The sequence below is a fragment of the Termitidicoccus mucosus genome (assembly GCF_038725785.1).
Taxonomy (GTDB): domain Bacteria; phylum Verrucomicrobiota; class Verrucomicrobiia; order Opitutales; family Opitutaceae; genus Termitidicoccus; species Termitidicoccus mucosus.
This window is the reverse complement of record NZ_CP109796.1, coordinates 1,255,719-1,276,358: the sequence shown is the minus strand read 5'-3', so window position 1 is coordinate 1,276,358 and position 20,640 is coordinate 1,255,719. Positions and strand designations below refer to the sequence as shown.

The window sequence follows — 20,640 nt, the reverse complement described above, 5'->3', positions numbered from 1 at the left end:
ACCAACTAAATCGCCCCACCCCCAGTTCATAGCTCCCGCCCTCGCCCCGCCATGATCGCCAACATGCCATCGCTTCTCCGTTCACTATGTCTGGATTTTGTGGATGCCTTTGCATCCAGGCCGAAGGTGGTGTTGCCGCTGTATCCGATCCTGTGCCGTCGCGAAGTGCTCGGCGCGGCCAGCTACTTCGTGCTGGCCGACATGCTCGCCGACAGCGATCCCGAGCCGCGTGCGCCCGCTCATCGCGAACCCGCCTTCGTCGTCACGCTCAAAGAGGAGTTGGAAAGCCGGCGCTACCGCCCCGGCCCGGTGTCGTGGATCATCCAGGATCGGATGCACCGGCCTTGCCGGCTGCTCTCCGTCAAAGACCGCATCGTCCACACCGCGTTGCTGCTGGTGCTGGAAGCCGCGCTGGCAGAAGCCTGTTCTGAGGAAAATCCGGAACATGCGCGCACGCTGGCAGCGCTGCGCCGTACCGTGCGCAATGGTAGCTACGATTTTGGCGCCTTCGACATCGAGGACGGCGATGGACAGATGCGCGCGTCCTTCCCGACCTTGCTGCGACTAGTCGTCGCGCATGTGCATGACGACGACGTGTTGCGCCTGCTCAGACTCTTCCTCAAGGCTCCCGTGGTAGATGTCCGGGAATGTGACTGGAGGACCGGGGATGAGTGAGGAAGGCCAGCCCGCCACTAGCCTCTGGAAAGCCCTTGACTACCTGCTGCGTCGCCGGGCCTACGCGCTCGGCTTCCGCCGTTTCCGGGCGCGCCCGCGCCGTCCGTCCGATCTGCCCCGGCTGGTCCCCGGACTGGCCAAAGGCACCGCCGGCCAACTGGTCCGGAAGCTGGGCCGCGCCCTCCTGCTCGAACGGCGTGAGCCGGAGGAAACCGGGCCGGACAGCCTCCATGCGCTGACGGCGGCAGGCGCTCGTTTGCAAGACATCCTGGAAACTGAGTTCCGACCCCTGGATACCCTGTGCCGAAAGACCGCCTGCGCCGCGGGCCAGAACGATGGCCACGGCGAACTGCGCGGCGGAGCCTGGATCATCCGCAAACTGCTGCGCCAGCGCGGAGCGATGACGCTGCTCGCGCAGATGCCCGCCGAGGCGTTTGTCCGGGAGCAGTTCATATCCTGGACCAAAGCGGTGCCCGGCGCCAGTGCCGGAGCGTGCCTGCCCCTGCTGATGCAGTGCGGCTTGGTCGAGTGTCCCCGCTACCTGCACTGGCGTCTGCGCTCATACCAGCTCTCCGAACTGGGCCGGCAGACGCAAACCCTGCTGGCGATCCTGCAGACCCTGGCCGACGAAAGCTCCCAACTCATCCTCGGCCGGCCGGAACACTTTTTAACCGAAGTCGAATTGATTGACCCCGAACCCAAAACCGCTTGATGAACGAATCCACCCACCCTCCTGACCCTGCCGTCTCCGGCCATGCGCCCAAAACCTTTCCATTGCGTCTGCTCTACGTGGAGTCGCACTGGCTGTCGCGCCGAACGATCTGGTATCTGATGCAGGACGTGGAGTGCGTGTGGATCTACGCGGACAACGCGGCGCAGGCCGTGACGCTGGTCGAGAAGTCCCATGCGCAGTCCGCGCCCTTCGACGTGATCGTCGTCGATCACCACCAGACGGCGGGGGACTCCGGCCTGCGCGTGGTGCGCGCCCTGCGCGAAGCCGGCGGCAAGGACATGATCCTCGCCATCGGCGTCGAGGAAATCTCCGAGATCGAGCGACAGCATTATGAGAAATTCGACGTGCCTTTCCTGCTGCTCATGCCCGAAAATCACACCGACCTCAAAACCGCCGTCCTCGCGGCGGCCGGCCGGAGCGCTCACACCGGTGGAGAAACATCGGCATGAAGCTGCTCGGACTGCTCGGAGCTCTGAGCCATCAAGCGATGCCCTTCCATACCTGCCTGATCCATGACGAGGCCGGCCTCCGGCTGTGCCGCGCCGGCCAGGCGGCGGTCATCACATCCCCAAATGATAAGTTTAGCCGATATTTTGGTAAGTTCAGCCGATACGTGCGGCGATTTGTCCGGTAGAGTCATCAAAATGCCCGCGCCGAGCCGCGCGGGCATTTTTCGAGGTCATGACCGACGCTCCCTGCTCAGGGTGTGCCCACAAAGCTTCGCCCAACCCTGTTGCTCTACCACCTGCCGTTCACGGTTATCGCCGCCCATATCCAGGACGCGGCGTGAGCGTGTATTGCGACCGCAGCGGGCCGCACGCATGGAGCGCGCACGTTCATGTCCAGGATCAGCTCTTTTGCCTGCTCGATCCGGTCGAGTGCCTGATCCGGCTCCAAAGCCTGAAGCACGGCTGGCAGGAGTTTATGGTGCAGGGGCCGGCGGTGTGGGTTATTCCCGGCCAGACCCGGCACTCCGGGATCTGCGGTGAGCATTCGGACCGGGTCATGCTCTACTGCGAGCCGGCCTTTGTGCTCGACACGCTCGGCCCGGACAAAGCCGGGTTCACGATCCTCTCCCTCTCGCGACTCGTCGGTCGTGACTCCCTGGTCGGTCCTCTCGTCAAAGCGTTTCGCCCGTTGTGTCGTGGGGAGGATGCGGCGCACGGACTCTACATCGAGTCGATGGGCACCACTCTGGCCACTCACCTTCTGCGGGCGCTATTCAAAGCGGACCCCAGGCCATTGCAGAGGGGCCGATTCTCAGAGAAGACAGCCGCATCTCTGACGCGCTATATTGACGAGCACCTCGCTGACGAACTCAGCCTGGCAACCTTGGCGCAGGTCTGCAACGTGAGCCCGGGTTATTTCAGCCGCCTGTTCAAACAAACCTTTGGTGTCTCACCCCATCATTATGTGATGAGGCGGCGGGTGGAAAAAGCCGAAGCACTGCTGCGGATCAGCGATGAAAAGGAGATCGACATCGCGCTGCAATGCGGCTTCTCGGACGACACGCTCATGGCCCGATGGTTTCGCCGCGTGCTCGGATGCCTGCCGCGAGAGATCCGCGCGCGGCATGAGCAAAATATCGAATCGAGGAAAACTGACGACCCAACGGGACATGCCCGATTCTCACTGGCCAGAGATGCATGACTCTCAAGCGACACGCGGTGACAGGTTTCGCCGAATTTTTTGCGAAGTTTAGCCGATTCAATCCAGCGCGGCACACGCACCGGAAGTTTCTGCGGTCGATTATTTTCACATAAAGTATGTTGGTATGCATATCCGGCGGTTCATGCCGGCGCGACGCCGCGAGGAGCACCGGGGCAGCGGGATGACGCAGGCGGCGTTTGCGAGGCGCGCCGGGGTGAGATATCCACGGCTTGGTTCTGCTCATCCCTCCATGCTTCCTCACCCTGCTGCCTGCTTCAATCTGTATTTAGGGATAATATCTAAGTCGGCTGATGGTCTGTCAGATGAAATTGGTTTATGCTACCGAAACATGAGGTCGTAGATGGTGTTATTTGTCTTTTTGCACTCCATAATGAATTCAAGATATGGACGGTCTGCAACATTGACGAGGCCGGTGTTGGCGGCTTCGCCGTTCAAACCTTCGAACCAGCGTCCGGTGGCGGGTTGGTCGGCATAGGCGAACCATTGGTGACCTACCACGAAAGGCAGCACGGCGGTGTTTTCCACATAATTGCGGTAGGCAAGACCACGTTCTTTTTGATTGGGCACCTCCATATGGCCACCGAGCCCTTGGTCGGTTGCCGTATAATGCCACTCACTCAGGAGCAGCGGCTTGCCGTCACTCCATTCATGCACGTAATGCAAAAAATCAGGGGCAATCGTTCGCGTGTAATAATTAACGCTCACAATGTCCGCGTGCCGGGCGGCGATGCGGACGAGTTGCTCATCACTGGCCGTGCCGGGCTGCCAGCGAGATCCCAGGAGGAGATGATTGGGGGCATGTTTGCGAAAAAGACGTTCCACCCGGGCGTAATGTGCTTCAAGGAAAAGTCGCATAAAGTCGCGCATGTCGGCGGCCGCGTCCGGCGTGGCAACAAAGAGGGTGATATCCTTGAGCGCATCAAAATCCGCGGGAGATTCAGGCGACCCGGTGCATGTCAGGCCCCAGGCGACATTGAAGCGTGTGATATCTCCCTCGTATTTTTCCCGTAATAACTGGACAAGGCGGAGCTTGGACGGAGAGTCGCTTCTCTGGGATGGGACGGCTTTGGAAATGTTTTCATAGAGCACTTCGTTTTCAATAAACCAGCCGATGATCGCCGGATCATCGGCATGGGGGGCGACCTGCGCGGCGAACGCTTGGTCGATGACCTCCTCGACACCGGCTTGAAACGGGTCGTAGGTACGCTCGGCACCCTGCATCGGACGCAATCCAGGCGCCATCCACGGCTCGAGCGGAAGCTGGGGTGTCCCCGCGAAATGGACCGCCTTCATGGTTTTCGTAAGTCGTGACCATGCTCCGGCGGAATTGAAGCCCCAGGCGCGAAGGCGTTTTACAGCGCGCCCGGACCATGCCTCATCATCATAGGGCGAGCCGTATTTGCGGATAATGTTGGCCACATGGAATGAAACGATTCCGGTGGAGGGATCTCCGTTCTGCCATGCCGCCTTAAAGCCCCCTTTGGCTGGCGGCAACCATTCAAAAATACACTCGCGCCCGCGCACCACCGTCATGCCTTCGTCGGGCATGACGCAGCAGACTCCGAGTTGATAAAATACATTGCCTTCGGGTGTGACCAGCACATGGCGTCCCCCGGCATGGCCGGCGCGAAAAAAACCGGTGGCGCGAAGATTGTAGCTTTCGCGACTGCCGGGAAGGCCGCCCCATGAATCGCGTGGCGTTGACGCAATGGCGGCCAGGTCGGTCGCCTCGCGGTCCGCGTCTTCCCGGAGCTGGCGTTCGTCCGTGATTTTTTCGGGGAAATCGAGAACCGCATATTGACCGAAGCGATCAATAATGAACCGCGGAGGCGGGGTGGCGTCAGGGAGTGGCGAAAGCGATGTGATATCAAAAACGAAACCCGTTCGTTTGGAATATTTACCGAATTGGTAATTATAAATCCATGCCAGCGCGGGCTGGTCAAAAACACGGTAATCCTGGATTTCATGGAATCCTTCCGGAGTGAGAATGGAAAATCCTTCCCCCGAAGGGTCGAGAAACGTAATGATCGAAGCATTTTTCTGGGCCAGTATCTGCTGCTCTTTTATGAGAGGGAAAGGGCGCGATGTCCCGTCCCCAATATAATATGCGCCGCCCACGCCAAACCGCGGCGGAAGCAACAAAGTGAACCGCAGTCCGCCTGAATCCTCGACGAAGTTTTCCATCGCATAGCGGATGCGGGAACCGCTGATCTCGATGTCCATGCAGGCGCCGTTTGCGTAACGGAGCTTCGCCCTCGTGGCGCTTTCCAGCTCCGGTATGGGCGCCAGCCCATTATGATTATTTCTGCGTGGGACAAGAACCGGATGCCCAATGACGAATTCTCCAATCACTTCGAAGGACGTTTCCACTCCTTTGGGCGTCACCCGCATTCTAGGCAGAGTTGAGGTGGTCGTGCTTTCGTTTCCCCAAAATACCGGCGCAAGCAGAACCAGGGCGAATCCCGCAAATATGAATCTCATGAGGGCAAGCGGCTGCCTGGTTAAAAATGAGCGTGGCATGGGAAGGCTCCATGCCACGCCAGCGGCGCCGGAAGTTGTCATCAAATCACTCGATGGTGATCTTGACGTCGCTGATCATACACGGAACCCGTTCCTCGCCGTAGCCGAAGGCCAGCGTATCGAAGGAGAAAATCGCGCCACCGCGCTCGGTGAAACGCCAGGCATAGTCGGGATCGTCGGGGATTCCGTTGCCGGTCACAATTTCCCTGCCGTCGAACCACAGAGTGGCGCGCAGCGCGGTTTCACTTATCCGGGTGATTTTGTAAACAACCGCATGCTCCTTGGTGCCGCTGGCAATGGAACCCTCCGGGTTTGCCTTTCCGCCGAGATCCTTTCCGCCAAGGATGGGCGGCTCCGTGCCCTGCTCCGTCCCGATGATGACCTTGCGGTTCGCCGCGCCGGACGTGTAGCAGTTCACGCCTTTGTATTTGCCGGTATCCTCGCCGATTTTCAGATACAGGCCGAAGCGAAATGTCTCATTGCCCTCGGTCGGTTTCCCGATAAATTGATAGGAAAAGGACAGGGTTATTGTTTCGCCGACACCCAGATCCACTTGTTTGAATGTTGTATAATATTTCTGATGTGGGTATTTGTGTGTGTCCAGCTTCAGGGCGGCGCCCTTTCCATTTTGTTTTTTCAGAAGCGCCAGGGTATTCCCGTTCGAGGCGGTCGCCTGCCGCCAGACCAGATCCGGACCGCCGACGGCATTGGGTGAGCTTACGGTGTTGTTTGAGGTTTTTGCCGAAACTTCGGCCTTACCAAAATCAACCGATACCACGGTAGTTTTGGCGGAGGCGGCGAAGAGAAGCAGGGGGGAGATGGCCAGAGCGAGGAGTAATTTTGTTTTCACGGAAAATATCTTTTCTCCTCCGGCACCATGGGCAACAGAGGTGGATTGCTACACGTAGAATCAAAATCACAGTCCCGATTTGGCGGACCTTGTTCTACGCGTAGAAAACAAACATAATTGCGAGTGCGCGATGCCGGAATCACTGTCTTCCCGGTTTATCCCGCCCTTTTCGCCATCTGCTTTATTCTATGGAAACAAGATCATCCCCCCGTCCCCTCATAATGTTCGATCCGCATCCGCGCCGGATTGATGTTTTGTTTAATTCCGAGACCAAGCGACGCCTCGAATCACTTGGCGATGTCATCTGGCATGATGGCGCGCCCGCGTCCGACGCGCACATCGAGCGATATCTGCCGGAGGTCACGGCCATTGTGGGGCAGTCCGCGCTTCCGCGCGAGAGGCTGGAGCGCGCCAAGAAATTGAAAGTGGTGTTTAATGTGGAGAGCAATTTTCTTCCGAATATCGATTATATTGAATGCCACCGGCGCGGCATCCACGTGCTGTCAACCGCTCCGGTTTTCGCCAAGCCCGTGGCTGAAATGTCGCTGGGGCTGGCCCTGTCGGCGGCACGCCGCATTCATCAGGCCGATGCGGCCGTCCGGGCAGGCAATGAAACATTGTATGGCGAGGGCGACAACCATGATTCCATTCTGCTGCATGGACGCCCGCTGGCTCTCGTGGGCTGCGGCAATGTCGGGCGCGCGCTGCTCCCTCTCCTGCGTCCCTTTGGCGGGGAAATACTGGTCAACGATCCTTGGATTCACCCGAGCGCGTTGCGTGAAATGAATGTCACGCCCGCCACGCTGGACGAGTGCTTCGAACGGGCGGCGGTCGTGTTCCTCATGGCCGCCACGACGACGGAGAACATGGGAAAAATCGGCCGCGCCTATTTCGACAAGATGCAGAAAGGCGGGATCGTCGTCCTCGCCAGTCGCGCCGGCATAGTAAACTTCGACGAGTTGCTTGACGCGGCGGAATCAGGCCGCATCCGTGCCGCCATCGATGTATGGCCCGATGAGCCGATTCCAGCCGGCCACCGGGCCAGGCGCACGCCCAACACCGTCCTGCAGGCTCATCGCGCGGGCAACATTCCCGAAATCTGGCCGTGGATGGGCCAACTGGTGGTGGACGATCTGGAGTTGGTGTTGCGCGGGCTGGCACCGCAGCGCTGCCAGCGCGCCCAATGGGAGACCGTTTCCAAGCTGCGGAGCAAACCGATTGAGTAACTGTCCGGCGCAGCATTCAGCATATAACAATCTTTCACAATCAATAAATCATGGGTATAAAGATTGGGATCATCGGGGCAGGTGGAATGGCCGCCTATCATATCGCCGGGTTCCGGCAGGCAGGGGCCGAGGTCGTCGCATTGTGCGATCCGAACGAGGCTGTTGCCAGAAGCGCCGCCGCGGCGCATGGAGTCTCCCGGGTATTTGGCGATGCGGAATCCATGTTTGCCGCGTTGCCGGAGTTGAACGCGGTGTCCGTCATCGTGCCCAATAAATATCATGCGCCGCTGACATTGCAGGCGCTGGCGGCGGGCAAGCATGTGTTTTGCGAGAAACCTCCCGCATTGAATGCGCTTGAAATGGCAGAGATGAAAGGGCTTGCTGAAAGGAACAAGCGCACGCTGATGTTCAATTTCAACAACCGGGCGCGCCCCGAAAGCGTCGCAATGATGGACTATGTCAAGAATGGGGAAGCAGGCCGCATTAATTCCGCCCAGGCGAAATGGGTCCGCCGCACTGGCATTCCGGGGTTTGGAGGATGGTTTACCAACAAGGTTTTGTCCGGGGGCGGGGCGCTGGTCGATTTGCTGCACATGATTGATTTGAGCATGTATCTGATGGGCTATCCTGAACCCGCTTGGGTGCTTGCCCGGACGTTTGATGATTTCATCACGGACAGGACGTTCAAGGGGCCGTGGGGCATACCGGATGCCGTCAACGGAGTGAATGATGTTGAGACTGCCGCCCACGGGTTTGTCAGCTTCAAGACAGGACAGGCGCTGTCATTTCAGATATCTTGGGCCGAAATGGTGCAGCGCGAGGAAGTTTCGGCGGCGTTCCAAGGGACAAAGGCCGGTGGCATGCTGCGCCGTTTATACGGCGCCGACGGGGTGGATGCGACTGCGACCGACTTATGTGAATTCTACACACAGGATCACGGGCGCTCGAGCAACCGGGTGGTGACGGTGGAAAGTGATCCCGATATGGGGCGTGTGCGCTCCGCGCGGAATTTCGTGCGCAGCATCGAGGGAACGGAGAGCCCCCTCAATACGCCTGACCAGGCGCTCATCCTGATGAAAATCATCGATGGCGCCTATGCATCTGCACGGTCCGGAGAACCGGTGAAACTTTGAGAGACCACCCATAATAAACACCAACCCCATATGCCCATCTTCGACAAACCGCTGCCCGAGCTATATCTTTACCAGGGCCGCAATCCCAGGCCGGACGACTTCGATCTTTATTGGGAACAGGCGCTGGACGAGCTTGCCGCGACCGCTCCTGATCCAGTCTTGGAGCCAGCCAGGGACAGCCCGTCGCGCCACGCGGAATGCTTTGACCTCTGGTTCACCGGCGTGGGCGGGGCGCGCGTTTATGCGAAATACCTGCGCCCGAAAAATCTCCGGGCGGGGGTCCGGTTGCCGGCTGTACTGCGATTTCATGGCTATGCGATGAACAGCGGCGGCTGGACGGACAAGCTGGCGTGGCCGTTGGAGGGTTTCTGCCATGCCTCGATGGATTGCCGTGGTCAGGGCGGGCGTTCGCAAGATCCCGGCGGGGTTTGGGGAACAACGTTGCGTGGCCACATCATTCGCGGACTCGATGATCCCAATCCACACAAACTCGCATACCGGCAGATATTTCTGGATACCGTCCAGCTTGCGCGTGTTGTCATGGGGTTTCCGGAAGTGGATGCCGGGCGCCTTGGTGCCTACGGCGGCTCGCAAGGCGGAGGGCTGGCGCTGGCTTGCGCCGCCTTGGAGCCGCGAATCCAGCGGGTGGCTCCCGTGCATCCGTTCCTTTGTGATTATCGACGCGTGTGGGAAATGGACTTGGCAAAGGATGCCTATGAAGAATTGCGCTACTGGTTTCGCATGTTTGATCCACGGCACGAGCGGGTGGAGGAGGTGTTTGCAAAGCTAGGGTATATTGACTGCCAGCATCTCGCATCGCGGATACGGGGCGAGGTGCTGATGCAGACGGGCCTGATGGACACGGTGTGTCCGCCAAGCACCCAATTTGCCGCCTATAACAAAATAACCTCGCCCAAGCGCGTGGTCATTTATCCGGACTACACGCACGAACAGATGCCGGGGGATCTCGATCTCATGCTTGATTTCATGCACGGGCTATGAGCATCGCCCCCGAACATTCACGCACAGTCTGAAAGCACATATGCCATATCCCATGAAATATAAAAACATGCCTGTCTCAAAAATGCCGTTTTTGCCTGCCTTGTTGTCGGTGCTGCTCGCCGCGATTCTTGCGGGGGACGCTCATGCAGGCGCTGCCGTTTCCGTGGAGGAGTCCCATGCCTCCCTGAAAAACGGACGGTTTGACTTCAATCCGGCGCTTGCCGGAGTGCATCCCAGGCTGGTCTGCAGCCCGGAAGAGTTGAAGAACGCCATTGCCGAATGGGGAAAAAACCAGGGAAACTACACGCTGCTGGCCGACGAACGCGGCTTTGCCTCCGTTCCCTTGGTGCCCATGAATGCAGGCATACACGGCTGGAACATCCCCAGGCGGGTGCTCTTGAGCGCCACGCTTTACCTCATGACCGGAGAGGCTCATTATGCGGAGACGGTGCACAACTGGATACGGAAATCCTATGCCCCGGTCTTTGTGGAAAATCCACAGCCGATTGTCATACCGGGCTTGGGAACCGAAAACAAGGACCTGGCGGTGGGCGGGCTGCTGTATTCCACTGCGTTGATGTATGACCTGCTGTATTCAAACAAGGATTATCAGAAAAAATATCCCGGTGACATCGATATTCTGGAAAAGACCCTGCTGGTTCAGGGAGCGCAGACCTATCGCGACATGGATGCCATCATGGGTTTTTGGTATGAACAGAACCATTTTTATATTGTCGCGGGAGGACTGGGGATGGCCGCCATGGCGCTGTCCGACAAGGCGCGGGAGCATCCGGAAATCGCCGACTGGGCGGTATGGTCCCGGAACGCGATGCGGCGCACGGCCCAGGCTCTCAGCGGGGACGGGTTTTATTATGAGGGGATAGGCTACTGGAATGGTTTTTTCCAGTATGCGACCGCCTATGCCGAGGCGCTTTGGCGCATGACCGGGGAGGATTTGCGCAAGTCCTCAGAGGATGGCACCCCCGGCCTGTTCACGGGACTGGCGGAATACCTCGCCCATGTCCGCCTGTCTGAGGCGGGGAAATTTTTCCCTTATGCTGACCATGGCCCGCGCGAAGCCTACACCGGCTATCGTTTTTTCATGAGCGATTTGAAGGTGCCCCTGGCCCTTCCCTCCGTCTTGCAGATGGCGGAGATCGCTCCATCCCCGCTGGCCCGTCATATCATATCGGGCGGATGGAAGGACAGGGGAAATTTTGACCGGTTGTCCGTGGATGCCCTAGAGTCGACCTTGGTGCTGCTGAAACTTCCAGTCCTGGCAAGAAATCTGGAACCGGACCCAAAAATCGCCGAGGTTCCCGCCTGGCATTATTTTGCCAATCACGACGTGATTTTTTGGAGAAACGGATGGACGGGAAGGAACGCGTCCTCGGGCACTCACTTGTTTTTCAAGGCGGGGCCGCCCGAGGGGCACAAGACAACCGCACTGCTGAAAAAATATCCAGATTGGAAAATGGGCATGGGGCATGTGCATCAGGATGCCGGAACCTTCCAGATTTTTGCCCGGGGAGGGTATCTTGTGACCGCCCCTGGGTATTCGGGGGAGAAAAAGACCGAGCATCACAGTTGTGTCCTGATCGACGGAAAAGGACAGTATAAAGAAGGCTCGACTTGGGACAGCTTTGCCCATGCGCCTTATTCAAAATACGATCCGATGCGTTTCGAGGAGGTATGGCTTTCTTCCCAGGTGGCCGCAGCCACCGCAATCATCGAGGCCGCTTATGATGACGCTCTTCGCCTGGAGCATTATCACAGGCAATTGATCATGGTGGGGGGACGCTGGCTGGTCATACGCGATTCCATCGCCGCGCCCGACGCCCACACGTTCACGTGGGTGCTGAACTCGGATCGTCCTTTTGTTCCCGATTACAGTGGCGCGGGTGACCGCTGGTATTCGGATGTCAACGGTGGTCGCATTATCGTGCAAAGTCTCGTCCCCCTGGAGGACAGCGCGACCGGCCCTACTTTAATCAATGTGGATCTTTCCGGACGGCGTCCCGAGTATGTGGTGCGTGCGCAGCATTTGAAACTCCATCTTCCCGCCACCAAGGAATGCGAAATCCTGACCGCGCTTAGCATACAGGATCGCTGGCGTGACAAGCCGGAATCATTTGTTCCGGCTGTCATCGGCAAGGGAGTGGTGGAGATCAATGAGGGCGGGCAAAAATGCACGATATACGTGGGGCAGAGTGAGCGATTGGACGGTGCTTACGGTTTTGCCTGGTCCACGCCCGGAGAGATATCTTTTGGCGTTTTCGGAAAAAGTCTTGTTTTGCCGGATGGGAAAACGCTAACGCTGGATCACCCAGGCAAAGTGACGCTGACGTTGAAAGCCGGCCGTTGCAAAATCGAAAGCGACATGGCCAAGGCCGGCAGTTTGCAGATCAGCGAGAACGGGAAAAACATCACCACCATGCAACTCCCGGCGGGCAATTCAACCCGCACGGCTGATCTCAAGTTATGAGCAATACCTGCGAATAGCGGTCGATGCGCTTCCTATATTCATGAAAGAAGGAATCAAGGTTGTGTTTGCCGGACCGAGAACGGTTGAATTGCGGCCTCAGGCGCGCCCACCTGTCGCCGACAATGAAGTTCTCATAAAGACAGAACGCAGCCTGCTGAGTCCGGGAACGGAGCTTGCCCTCTATGAGGGCACGCATGCCGGGATTGCCGATCCAGAAATCCCGTATGCCAAGTATCCCCATCTCCCGGGATACGCATCGATCGGGCTTGTGGTGCAGGCCGGTGGCGGTGTGTCCACCCCAAAAACAGGAAGCCGCATTTTTCATCATGGCCGCCATGCCTCCTGGTCGGTGCTGAATCCCCAGGCAGAGGTCTGGTTGCCGGTGCCGGCCGATCTTTCCGATGATGAAATCCTGCTCGCCAGACTTGTTCAGATTTCGGCAACGACGCTTTATCGGCTCCATTCCCAGCCCAATCGTGTGATTGTGATTGGAGCCGGCATGGTTGGATTGCTGGCCGCGCAGGTGCTTCGAGCGGATGGAGTTCGCGATGTGGTGATACAAGACCTTAACGCAGAACGTGCCGCCCGCGCATCGCACTGTGGATTGAAGGCTGTTGCTGGCGCGAGCGGGCAGGGGCTGGCAGCCGCATTGGATGCGCTGGGCGGCCCACCGGATTGCATCGTCGAAGCCACCGGTGTTCCCGCGCTTGTGCCGGTTGCGCTTGCGGCGGTAAAACGAGGTGGAGACGTCCTGATCTTGGGGTCGCCGCGCGGGCCGCAGGAAATTGACTTGTACAAGCAGGTGCACCTTAAAGGGGCCTCTCTCATCGGCGTTCATGAAACGATGGTGCCAAACTATGCCGCCGCCGGGAGGCCCTCACGCCATGAATTGATCAGGCAGGCATTTCATTGGATCCGGACGAGGCAGGTGGTCGTTGACTCACTCATCACTCAAGTCGTGCCCCCATCCGGCCTGCCGGCCATCTATGAACGTCTCGCTTGTGATAAAACCACGATGTTGGGAGTCGCCGTTGACTGGACCGGACTGGTTAAATGAAGCGGCGCCGGCCTTGGTGCAAATTCCAGATGGCTTATAAAACATACGCATGAAAAATATGTACATTTTCGGACACAAGACACAGCGCGAATTTTGGAGCATTATAATTTGCCTCCTCATGGCCAGCCATTCCGCATCACTTGCTTCCGGAGAGAGCTGGAGATCGTCCTTGTACCCGGAGAATTGGCAGCCGGGGCATATGGATTCCCAAGGACGGTTTTTGCACGATTTCTCGTATGCCGGATATCATCGAGGAGAAGTTTCAATACCCGATATCGATGAAAACATAATTAACGTCGCCCAAAAACCCTATTATGCCGACCCTTCGGGCAAAAAAGACTCAACCCGCGCCATACAAGCCGCCCTTGACCATGCCGCGAGAACCGGCGGCGGCGTGGTGTTCATGCCTGCCGGAACATATCGTGTGAGCATCGATGAGGGCAAAAACTCCGTGCTGGACATCCGGGGAAGCAAAACGATTCTTCGCGGGGGCGGCGCGGATAAGACATTTTTGTTCCTGGATGGCTACAAAATGCGCGGGAAAACCATCATAGATATTCGCTCAACAGAAATGAAAGCATGGCCGGAAAAAGCCCCAAGATCCGCCAGTAATGCGAAACGGGGGATGATTGTAAGCCCCATGGCACAGGATATTCATCTGCCCGCCAAAGTACTCCCGGTAGAAGACGCCTCGTTGTTCAACGTTGGGGACGGCGTGCTCGCGCGGATTGATCTCACACAGCGTTTTATTGACGAGCATGGAATGGCGGGAGAATGGCTTCCAGAGGAAGCCGGATTCAGAATCGTTGCCTTTATCCGAACGATTATGGCGGTCGACAAGGAAAATAACACGCTCACGATGGACATACCCACGCGATATCCTATGCTTATGGCGGACAATGCCCGGGTTGAAAAATTACGGGGAAGGCTTGTTTCAGAAGTGGGACTGGAGGACTTTTCGATCGGGATGCGGCAGCATCCGGGCCCGGGGCTGGGTGAACTGGATCATTTAAACGCCGGCACGGTTGGTTATGACGCGAGCAATTCATGCGCGATACTGGTTGAAAATGCGGAAAATTGCTGGATACGCCGGGTTAATTCGTATCGGCCGTCAGTAAACAATGATAATATCCATACCTTGTCCAATGGGATACGTCTCAGGCGTTGCCGCCTGATCACGATAGAAGATTGCCAATGGAGATTCCCGCAATATCGCGGCGGAAGCGGGGATGGATATCCGTATTACATGATGGGACAGGATTGTCTGATACAGAATTGCCTGGCTGAGGCGGGCAGGCATAACTATAGCTTTGGCACCGCACAATGCAGCGGCAATGTGGTATTTGGCTGTCTGGCCAAAGACGGGCTGCTTGCCTCCGATTTTCACATGTGGCTTTCGCCCGCCAACTTGGTTGATGGAACGACGTGCGACGGAGATTATTTTGAGGCGAAGTTTCGGCCCTGGGGGAAATGGGGCGGAAACCCTATGCATGGCATCACAACGACGCAATCGGTGTTTTGGAACCTGAAAGGCGAGCGATACGGGGAGCCGGTTTTTGTGTTTCATGAGTATGGAGAAAGAAAGCGCCCCCAAGTTCTCGTCCAGTCGGAGCAGTATGGCGCCGGTTATATCATCGGCACCCGGGGATCGGCGTGCAAGGTGGATGCCGGTGAAAATGAATTTGTCGAGGGCGCGGGCAAGGGGGATTCACTTGCGCCCCGATCGCTTTATCTGGATCAGCGCAAACGAAGGCTTGGCAGGTAACATTCATATTACGGACATATAATATAATTCCAAACATGCACTGCACACATGCCTTCACCTCACTGGGTTGCTTTGAACTGTCGCTGGACGAGACACTTTCGCTGGCGGCCCGTCATCGGATAATGGCCGTGGAACTGCGCGCGCTCGGCGGCAGCATTGACCTGCCGGGATATTTTGAAAGAACCTGCAAGTCGCCGGAGATTCTGGCCCAAACCATGGCCGGACAGCCGGCGCGGATCTATTGCCTCGACACCTCCCTGAAGCTCACCGGGGCGGGGGATGGGCAGCGTGGCGAATTTCTTCGTTTCTTGCCTTGGGCGGAGGCGCTGGGAGGAGTGCCTTTGCGCGTGTTTGATGGCGGTGCCTCTGCTGGGGAAGCAGGCCGGAGGGAGGCGGTGGAAACGATCCGCTGGTGGCAGGATTTGCGCACGGCCAAGGGCTGGAAAAGCGACATTGTCATCGAGACGCATGACTCATTGTTCACGGGGCGAAAGATCATGGATTTTCTAGAGCATGCGCCCGGTGTGCGCATTCTCTGGGACACGCACCACACATGGAGACTCGGCAGCGAGCATCCCGTCGATACATGGCGGGTGATTGCGAAACACGTCGCGCACCTGCATGTGAAGGACAGCGTGAGCCGGCGTGATGGCGACAGGGCTTATACTTATGTATATCCGGGCATGGGGGAGTTTCCGATGGGTGAATTGCGGGCCGCGCTCTCGGCGGATGGATTTTCCGGCATCATGGCGCTGGAGTGGGAACTGCTGTGGCATCCCCGCATCGGCGATCTCGACACGGCCCTGTCAAGCGCGGCGGGCACGGGCTGGTGGTAAAACCGCGCATCTTTTCTACGTGTAGAAATTCGTCCGGCTTTCTCCATCCGCCCGGATTTTGTTTATCAACATCGCTTCACCTCCATCCCCCCTCCCCTGAATCACCATGAAAACCAAGCTTGTTGTTGTCCACGCCAAGGCCGCTTTGCTGCCATTGTTGTTTTTCGTTTTCGGATGCAAAGTGGCATCCGGGGATGTGCTCACCGTCACCGAACGCAGCGGCGCGGGTGCGGGTGCGTTTTCCACCCTTTTCGGAAGCGCCCAGTCCGGCGACGTGATTGTATTTGGCACGGCGGTCTCCTCCGGCACGGTGGACGCGAGCAGGATATTCACCCCGTCGGGCACGCTCACCATCACCGGCTCGGGACACGCGGCGCCGGTGGTGCTCACCGTCCGGCCCGGCGCCTCCCAGCGCATCCTGCGCACCGACGGCACGGCCACGCTGATTCTGGACAACCTGCATCTGGCCGGCGCCTACCAGAACGGCAGCTCCGGCGCGGCGCTTTATACCAATGGCATCGCGGGCACGCTGGTGCTCGGCAATAATTTGATCATCTCATCCGCCACCGGCGCGTGGGGCGGCGCGGTTCACCAGAGCGGCACGATGATATTAAACTCGGCCGTGTTCTCGGGCAACTACGCGACGACCGACGGCGGCGCGGTTTATAATGACAACAAGGGCGGCTACACCACCGTCTTCAGCGCCACCGACACGCTGTTCACCAACAACCTCGCCGCCCGCAACGGCGGCGCGATCTTCTCGAACACGGGCGGCGCCATCAGCCTTTATTACACGCCCGGTTTCACCGGCACCATCAGCGGCAATCTCGCAAACAACCTCGCGAGCAACCCTGTCGGCTCCGGCACCCACACCGCCGGCGGCTTCATATACGCCCGGAACGCCGCCGCCGCGCCCACCACCATTACGTTCGCCGTGGACGGCCATCTCACCATCGGCAATGCGGGCGCGGGGACCACCGCCTACGATTCCATCGTCGCCCAGGCCGGCGCAGTGCTCACCAAGACCGGCACCGGCACCCTCGTGCTCAACGCCAACAACACCGCCTTTTCCGGCACCTTCAACCTTGAGGCGGGCACCGTGCAGGTTGACGGCTGGCGCAACATCCCCGGCTCCTCCCTCGGCAAGGTGAACTTCACCGGCACCACCGGCGCGCTGCTCATCGCCAAAACCGTCGGGTTCGACAGCAACGGCGGCACGGGCAACCGCATCAATGTAAACACCGGCAAACGCGCGGCCCTGCTCACGGGGGCGGGCGCGACCGTCACCATCGCCAACACCGTCGCCAGCACCAACGGCGCCGCCATCGGCAATCATAGCACCCTCGCCAACAGCCTGACGCTCGGCGGCCCCGGCATGCTGCTCTTCACCAGCAACACCGCGCTCGCCGCCTCGGGGACGGGCAGGAACGGCGGCGCCATTTTCAACAACACCTACACCTCCCTCACCGGGACCAACGTCCTCTTCTCAAATAACACCGCCAGCGGCACCGGCGGCGCCATTTTCCACAGCGCCAACGCCAGATTCTCCCTCGCCTACGCGCCCGGCTTCACCGGCACCATCAGCGGCAACACCACCGTCTCCGGCGCCGCCGCTGACGGCGGTTTCCTCTTCATGGGCGCCACCACCACCGGCACCCTCGACATCGGCGCCGGCGCTACGCTCGTCATCGGCGCGCCCGGCGCGGTGGCATCCGGAGTTGACTCCATCGCCAGTGCTGACGTCACCGCCGCGCTTACCAAGAATGGCTCCGGTACGCTGATCCTCAACGCCGACAACTCGCACTTCATCGGGGCCTTCAATCTCAACGCGGGCATCGTCCAGATCAGCCACACCGCCAGCCTCTTCGCCGGCGCGCTCAACGGCGGCGGCACGCTCGCGCTCGACAATCTCGACGCGGGCTCATTCGAATTTTCCACCGCGCAACTCGCGGGCAATTTCAACGGCGCGTTGCGCCTGCAAAACAGCGCCACCCTCGCGCTCAACACCCTGAACACCACCATGCAGACGCTGCTCGCCCGCGGCACGGATTTGCAACTCGCCGCCGGCGGCGTCGCCACCGTGACCGCCAGCGCCACGATCAACAACCTCGACTTCGCCGGCGGCAGGCTGGTCATCGCCAGCACGGGGCTCAATCCGACCGGCACGCTCTCGGTCGCCAACCTCACGGTCAGCGGCAGCGGCTTCGTCCAGCTCACCGGGCTTGTCCCGTCCGGCGGCACCGAGACGACGGACACTCTGCCGGCCAATCCCAACTTCATTGACCAAAGCAGCATGGTCGGCGGCTCCGCCATCATGCTCGTCTCCGCAAGCACGGTGGGAAGCATCGTGCAGTTGAAAGTCCTCAACCAGGACGGCACCGAGGCGGCGACCTCTGGCGGAGATGTTATAAATTACGGCCCGGTCAAGGCCTTTTACAGCAGCGCCGTTCTCACCGGCAGCAACGCAGCCGGCGACAAGGGCCTCTTCCTCACCCGCAGCCTCTCCGCCCTCGAAATCGTCACTGGCAGCACCTTCGAGCTGTCCACCACCGCCAACCTGGACCCCGGCAGCAACCACACCCTCGCCATCGGCGTGAGCGGCTCCGGCAACCTCCGGCTGACCGGCTCCGGCGGCCTCGTCTATTTCTCCCGCCAGCACACCTATACGGGCACCACTTTCGTTGATGCCGGAGTCAATGTCGTCGGCGCCACCGCCGACACCCTCGCCAGCAGCGCCGCGCTCGATCTCGCCGCCGGCGGCACCTTCACCACCGGCACGTTCACGCAAACCATCCGCTCCCTGCGCGGCGCCGGCACCGCGCGGATTGACGCCGGCGGCACGCTTGCGGTCGCCATCGCGTCCGGCTCCTCCGTGTTCACCGGCGTGCTCGCCGGTCCAGGCGATTTTCTGAAAACCGGCGCCGGCACGCAAACCCTCGCCGCCATCGCCCTCACCGGCACCGTTTTCGCCGGCGCCGGCGTGCTGGAAGTGACGGGCACCCTCGCCGGCGCCGCGCTGGTCGGGGCCGACGGCACCCTCCGTGTCGCCGACGCGACCGCGCGGGTTGAAAACCACGGCGCGTTCACCGCAGCCTTGGTCAGCGGCTCGCTTGACAACCAATCCTCGGGCCGCGCCGTGATTGCCGACGCCACGGGTGCCATCGCCAATTCCGGTGCGCTCACCATCACCGGCACCGCGGTCTCCGTGCGCAACAGTGGCTCGCTGGCCGCCGCGCGCGTCGGCGCGCTGGACAACCTCGCTGGCGGCGACGCCACTGTGGACACTCTCGCCGGCTCCGTCACCAACGCAGGCACCCTGCGCTTCATGTCCGCCACCGGCACCGTCTCCAACCTTGCCGGCGGCCTCCTCCTGCCTACCGGAGCCGGCGCGACGCTCGCGCACCTGCGCAACGACGGCGTGCTCAACCTCTCCGGCCTGCCCTTCGGGGCCGCTGGCGCCACCACCATCGCCAGCAACCTCGCCGGCACCGGCACCATCGTCATGGACGTGAACCTCCGCACCGGCGAGGCGCAAACGCTCCACGTCGCGGGTGCCGCCAGCGGCACGCACACCTTTGCGTTCAATAACCAGACCACCGGCGAAGTGGACAAACCCCAGCGCCTGCGCCTCGGCCTCGTGCAGATCGACGGCGCCAACGACGCCACCTTCGAGGGTATGGTCACCGACCACGCCATGAACGTGTTCACCGTCCAGCAACGCGGCGGCGAAGTCATCCTCGCCTACGGTGGCCAGACCTCGCTCGCCGACGCCGTGCTCTCCACCACCGGCATCCTCGGCGCCGACTGGCACTACAGCCTCGACTCGCTCCGCTCCCGGCTGGGCGAACTCCGCAATCGCACAGATGGCACCCCGCCCGGCAGCGGCTGGGTGCGCGCCAACGCGTATCACCTCGACGCCGACCGCGAGGTTGCCGGCGACGCCTTCGGGCAGGACACCTATGAGTTTTCCACCGGCATGGATCGCGCGCTCCCGCTCGGCCGCGCCACCCTCTACGCCGGCGGCTACGGTGTCTTCGGGCGCAGCGAGCGCGATTACGACCGCTACGGCGCGGGCCGTACGATCCACCTCGGCCTCGGCCTGTATGCGTCCTGGCTCCACGCTTCCGGCCTGTATGTTGACCTCGTCGCGCGGGTGGACCGCTATGAAAACCGCCTCGCCGTCCATGAGGCCGATGGCTACTCCACCGAGGCCCGCTACAACAGCGCCGGCCTCGGTTTCTCCGCCGAGGCCGGTTGGTGCCTCGCCGTGTGGAAAAACCTTTGGCTGGAGCCTTCCCTTTCCGCTGCCGTGGCCCGGCTGACCACCCCCGATTACGAGACCGACGACGGTCTCGGCGTGAGCATCTCCGACGCCACCTCCGCGCAATATCGCGCGCAACTCCGCCTCGGCGTCGACCTCGGGCGCTGGCAGCCGCATCTCAGGCTGGCCGGCGTGGACTGCGAAACTTCCGGCGGACAGGTGCTGGTTTACGGCGACACCTACACCCCGAAGGTGGACGGCTGGCGCATCGAGGCCGGCGCCGGATTTTCCTTCCTCATAAACGACACCAATCAGGTCTATTTTGATTATGAATACAGCAAGGCCGACACTTACACACGCCCTTGGGCGCTGAGTCTCGGCTACCGCCATGCCTGGTAAAAACAAACCCCTCAACCTTCCAATAAA

15 protein-coding genes are annotated in these 20,640 nt (G+C 60.0%); 12 read left to right on the top strand and 3 right to left on the bottom strand.

Annotation, left to right across the window (positions count from 1 at the left end):
• The first annotated feature begins 51 nt into the window (after positions 1 to 51).
• Genes OH491_RS04295 through OH491_RS04285 form a run of 3 tightly spaced genes read left to right on the top strand, consistent with a single transcriptional unit; the run spans position 52 to position 1,857 of the window.
• Positions 52 to 675: a hypothetical protein gene (locus tag OH491_RS04295; RefSeq protein ID WP_145928603.1), complete on the top strand. Its 624-nt coding sequence runs from the start codon at positions 52 to 54 to the stop codon at positions 673 to 675.
• Positions 668 to 1,387, top strand: coding sequence for a hypothetical protein (locus tag OH491_RS04290; protein ID WP_068769176.1), 720 nt, complete (start codon positions 668 to 670; stop codon positions 1,385 to 1,387). The genes OH491_RS04295 and OH491_RS04290 overlap by 8 nt, the downstream gene beginning before the upstream one ends.
• Positions 1,387 to 1,857, top strand: coding sequence for a response regulator receiver protein (locus OH491_RS04285; protein ID WP_068769177.1), 471 nt, complete (start codon positions 1,387 to 1,389; stop codon positions 1,855 to 1,857). The genes OH491_RS04290 and OH491_RS04285 overlap by 1 nt, the downstream gene beginning before the upstream one ends.
• Here OH491_RS04285 and OH491_RS04280 read toward each other — a convergent pair.
• Positions 1,830 to 2,078 carry a hypothetical protein gene (locus OH491_RS04280; protein WP_334319101.1) on the bottom strand — a complete coding sequence of 83 codons (249 nt, stop codon included), beginning with the start codon at positions 2,076 to 2,078 and terminating at the stop codon, positions 1,830 to 1,832. The genes OH491_RS04285 and OH491_RS04280 overlap by 28 nt on opposite strands.
• Positions 2,079 to 2,089: 11 nt before the next feature.
• On the opposite strand from OH491_RS04280, the gene OH491_RS04275 reads away from it, so the two are divergent.
• Positions 2,090 to 3,058 (top strand): AraC family transcriptional regulator, encoded by a 969-nt coding sequence (locus OH491_RS04275; RefSeq protein WP_084441898.1) that lies wholly within the window; start codon positions 2,090 to 2,092, stop codon positions 3,056 to 3,058.
• Positions 3,059 to 3,397: 339 nt separating this feature from the next.
• On the opposite strand, the gene OH491_RS04270 is transcribed toward OH491_RS04275, so the two are convergent.
• Positions 3,398 to 5,641 carry a hypothetical protein gene (locus OH491_RS04270; protein ID WP_145928604.1) on the bottom strand — a complete coding sequence of 748 codons (2,244 nt, stop codon included), beginning with the start codon at positions 5,639 to 5,641 and terminating at the stop codon, positions 3,398 to 3,400.
• 4 nt (positions 5,642 to 5,645) lie between these two features.
• Positions 5,646 to 6,449: a hypothetical protein gene (locus OH491_RS04265; protein ID WP_068769180.1), complete on the bottom strand. Its 804-nt coding sequence runs from the start codon at positions 6,447 to 6,449 to the stop codon at positions 5,646 to 5,648.
• 221 nt (positions 6,450 to 6,670) lie between these two features.
• Between OH491_RS04265 and OH491_RS04260 the strand changes: the two genes are divergently transcribed.
• The 8 genes from OH491_RS04260 (at position 6,671) to OH491_RS04225 (ending at position 20,613) form a co-directional block, all read left to right on the top strand.
• Positions 6,671 to 7,675: a hydroxyacid dehydrogenase gene (locus OH491_RS04260; protein ID WP_334319102.1), complete on the top strand. Its 1,005-nt coding sequence runs from the start codon at positions 6,671 to 6,673 to the stop codon at positions 7,673 to 7,675.
• A 50-nt stretch (positions 7,676 to 7,725) separates the two neighbouring features.
• Positions 7,726 to 8,808: a Gfo/Idh/MocA family protein gene (locus tag OH491_RS04255; RefSeq protein ID WP_068769182.1), complete on the top strand. Its 1,083-nt coding sequence runs from the start codon at positions 7,726 to 7,728 to the stop codon at positions 8,806 to 8,808.
• A gap of 30 nt (positions 8,809 to 8,838) precedes the next feature.
• Positions 8,839 to 9,810, top strand: a complete 972-nt coding sequence (locus tag OH491_RS04250; protein ID WP_068769183.1) for an acetylxylan esterase — start codon at positions 8,839 to 8,841, stop codon at positions 9,808 to 9,810.
• Between the two features lie 52 nt (positions 9,811 to 9,862).
• Positions 9,863 to 12,295, top strand: coding sequence for a heparinase II/III domain-containing protein (locus OH491_RS04245; protein WP_068769184.1), 2,433 nt, complete (start codon positions 9,863 to 9,865; stop codon positions 12,293 to 12,295).
• Positions 12,296 to 12,335: 40 nt separating this feature from the next.
• On the top strand, positions 12,336 to 13,352 hold the full coding sequence (locus OH491_RS04240; protein WP_084441900.1) for a zinc-binding dehydrogenase: 1,017 nt from the start codon (positions 12,336 to 12,338) through the stop codon (positions 13,350 to 13,352).
• A 118-nt stretch (positions 13,353 to 13,470) separates the two neighbouring features.
• Positions 13,471 to 15,117: a glycosyl hydrolase family 28-related protein gene (locus tag OH491_RS04235; RefSeq protein WP_084442055.1), complete on the top strand. Its 1,647-nt coding sequence runs from the start codon at positions 13,471 to 13,473 to the stop codon at positions 15,115 to 15,117.
• Between the two features lie 35 nt (positions 15,118 to 15,152).
• Complete coding sequence (locus tag OH491_RS04230; protein WP_068769188.1) at positions 15,153 to 15,953, top strand: sugar phosphate isomerase/epimerase family protein; 801 nt, start codon at positions 15,153 to 15,155, stop codon at positions 15,951 to 15,953.
• Between the two features lie 106 nt (positions 15,954 to 16,059).
• A complete protein-coding gene (locus OH491_RS04225) occupies positions 16,060 to 20,613 on the top strand; it encodes an autotransporter outer membrane beta-barrel domain-containing protein (protein ID WP_068769189.1) in 4,554 nt (1,517 codons plus the stop codon).
• The last annotated feature ends 27 nt before the right edge of the window (positions 20,614 to 20,640 follow it).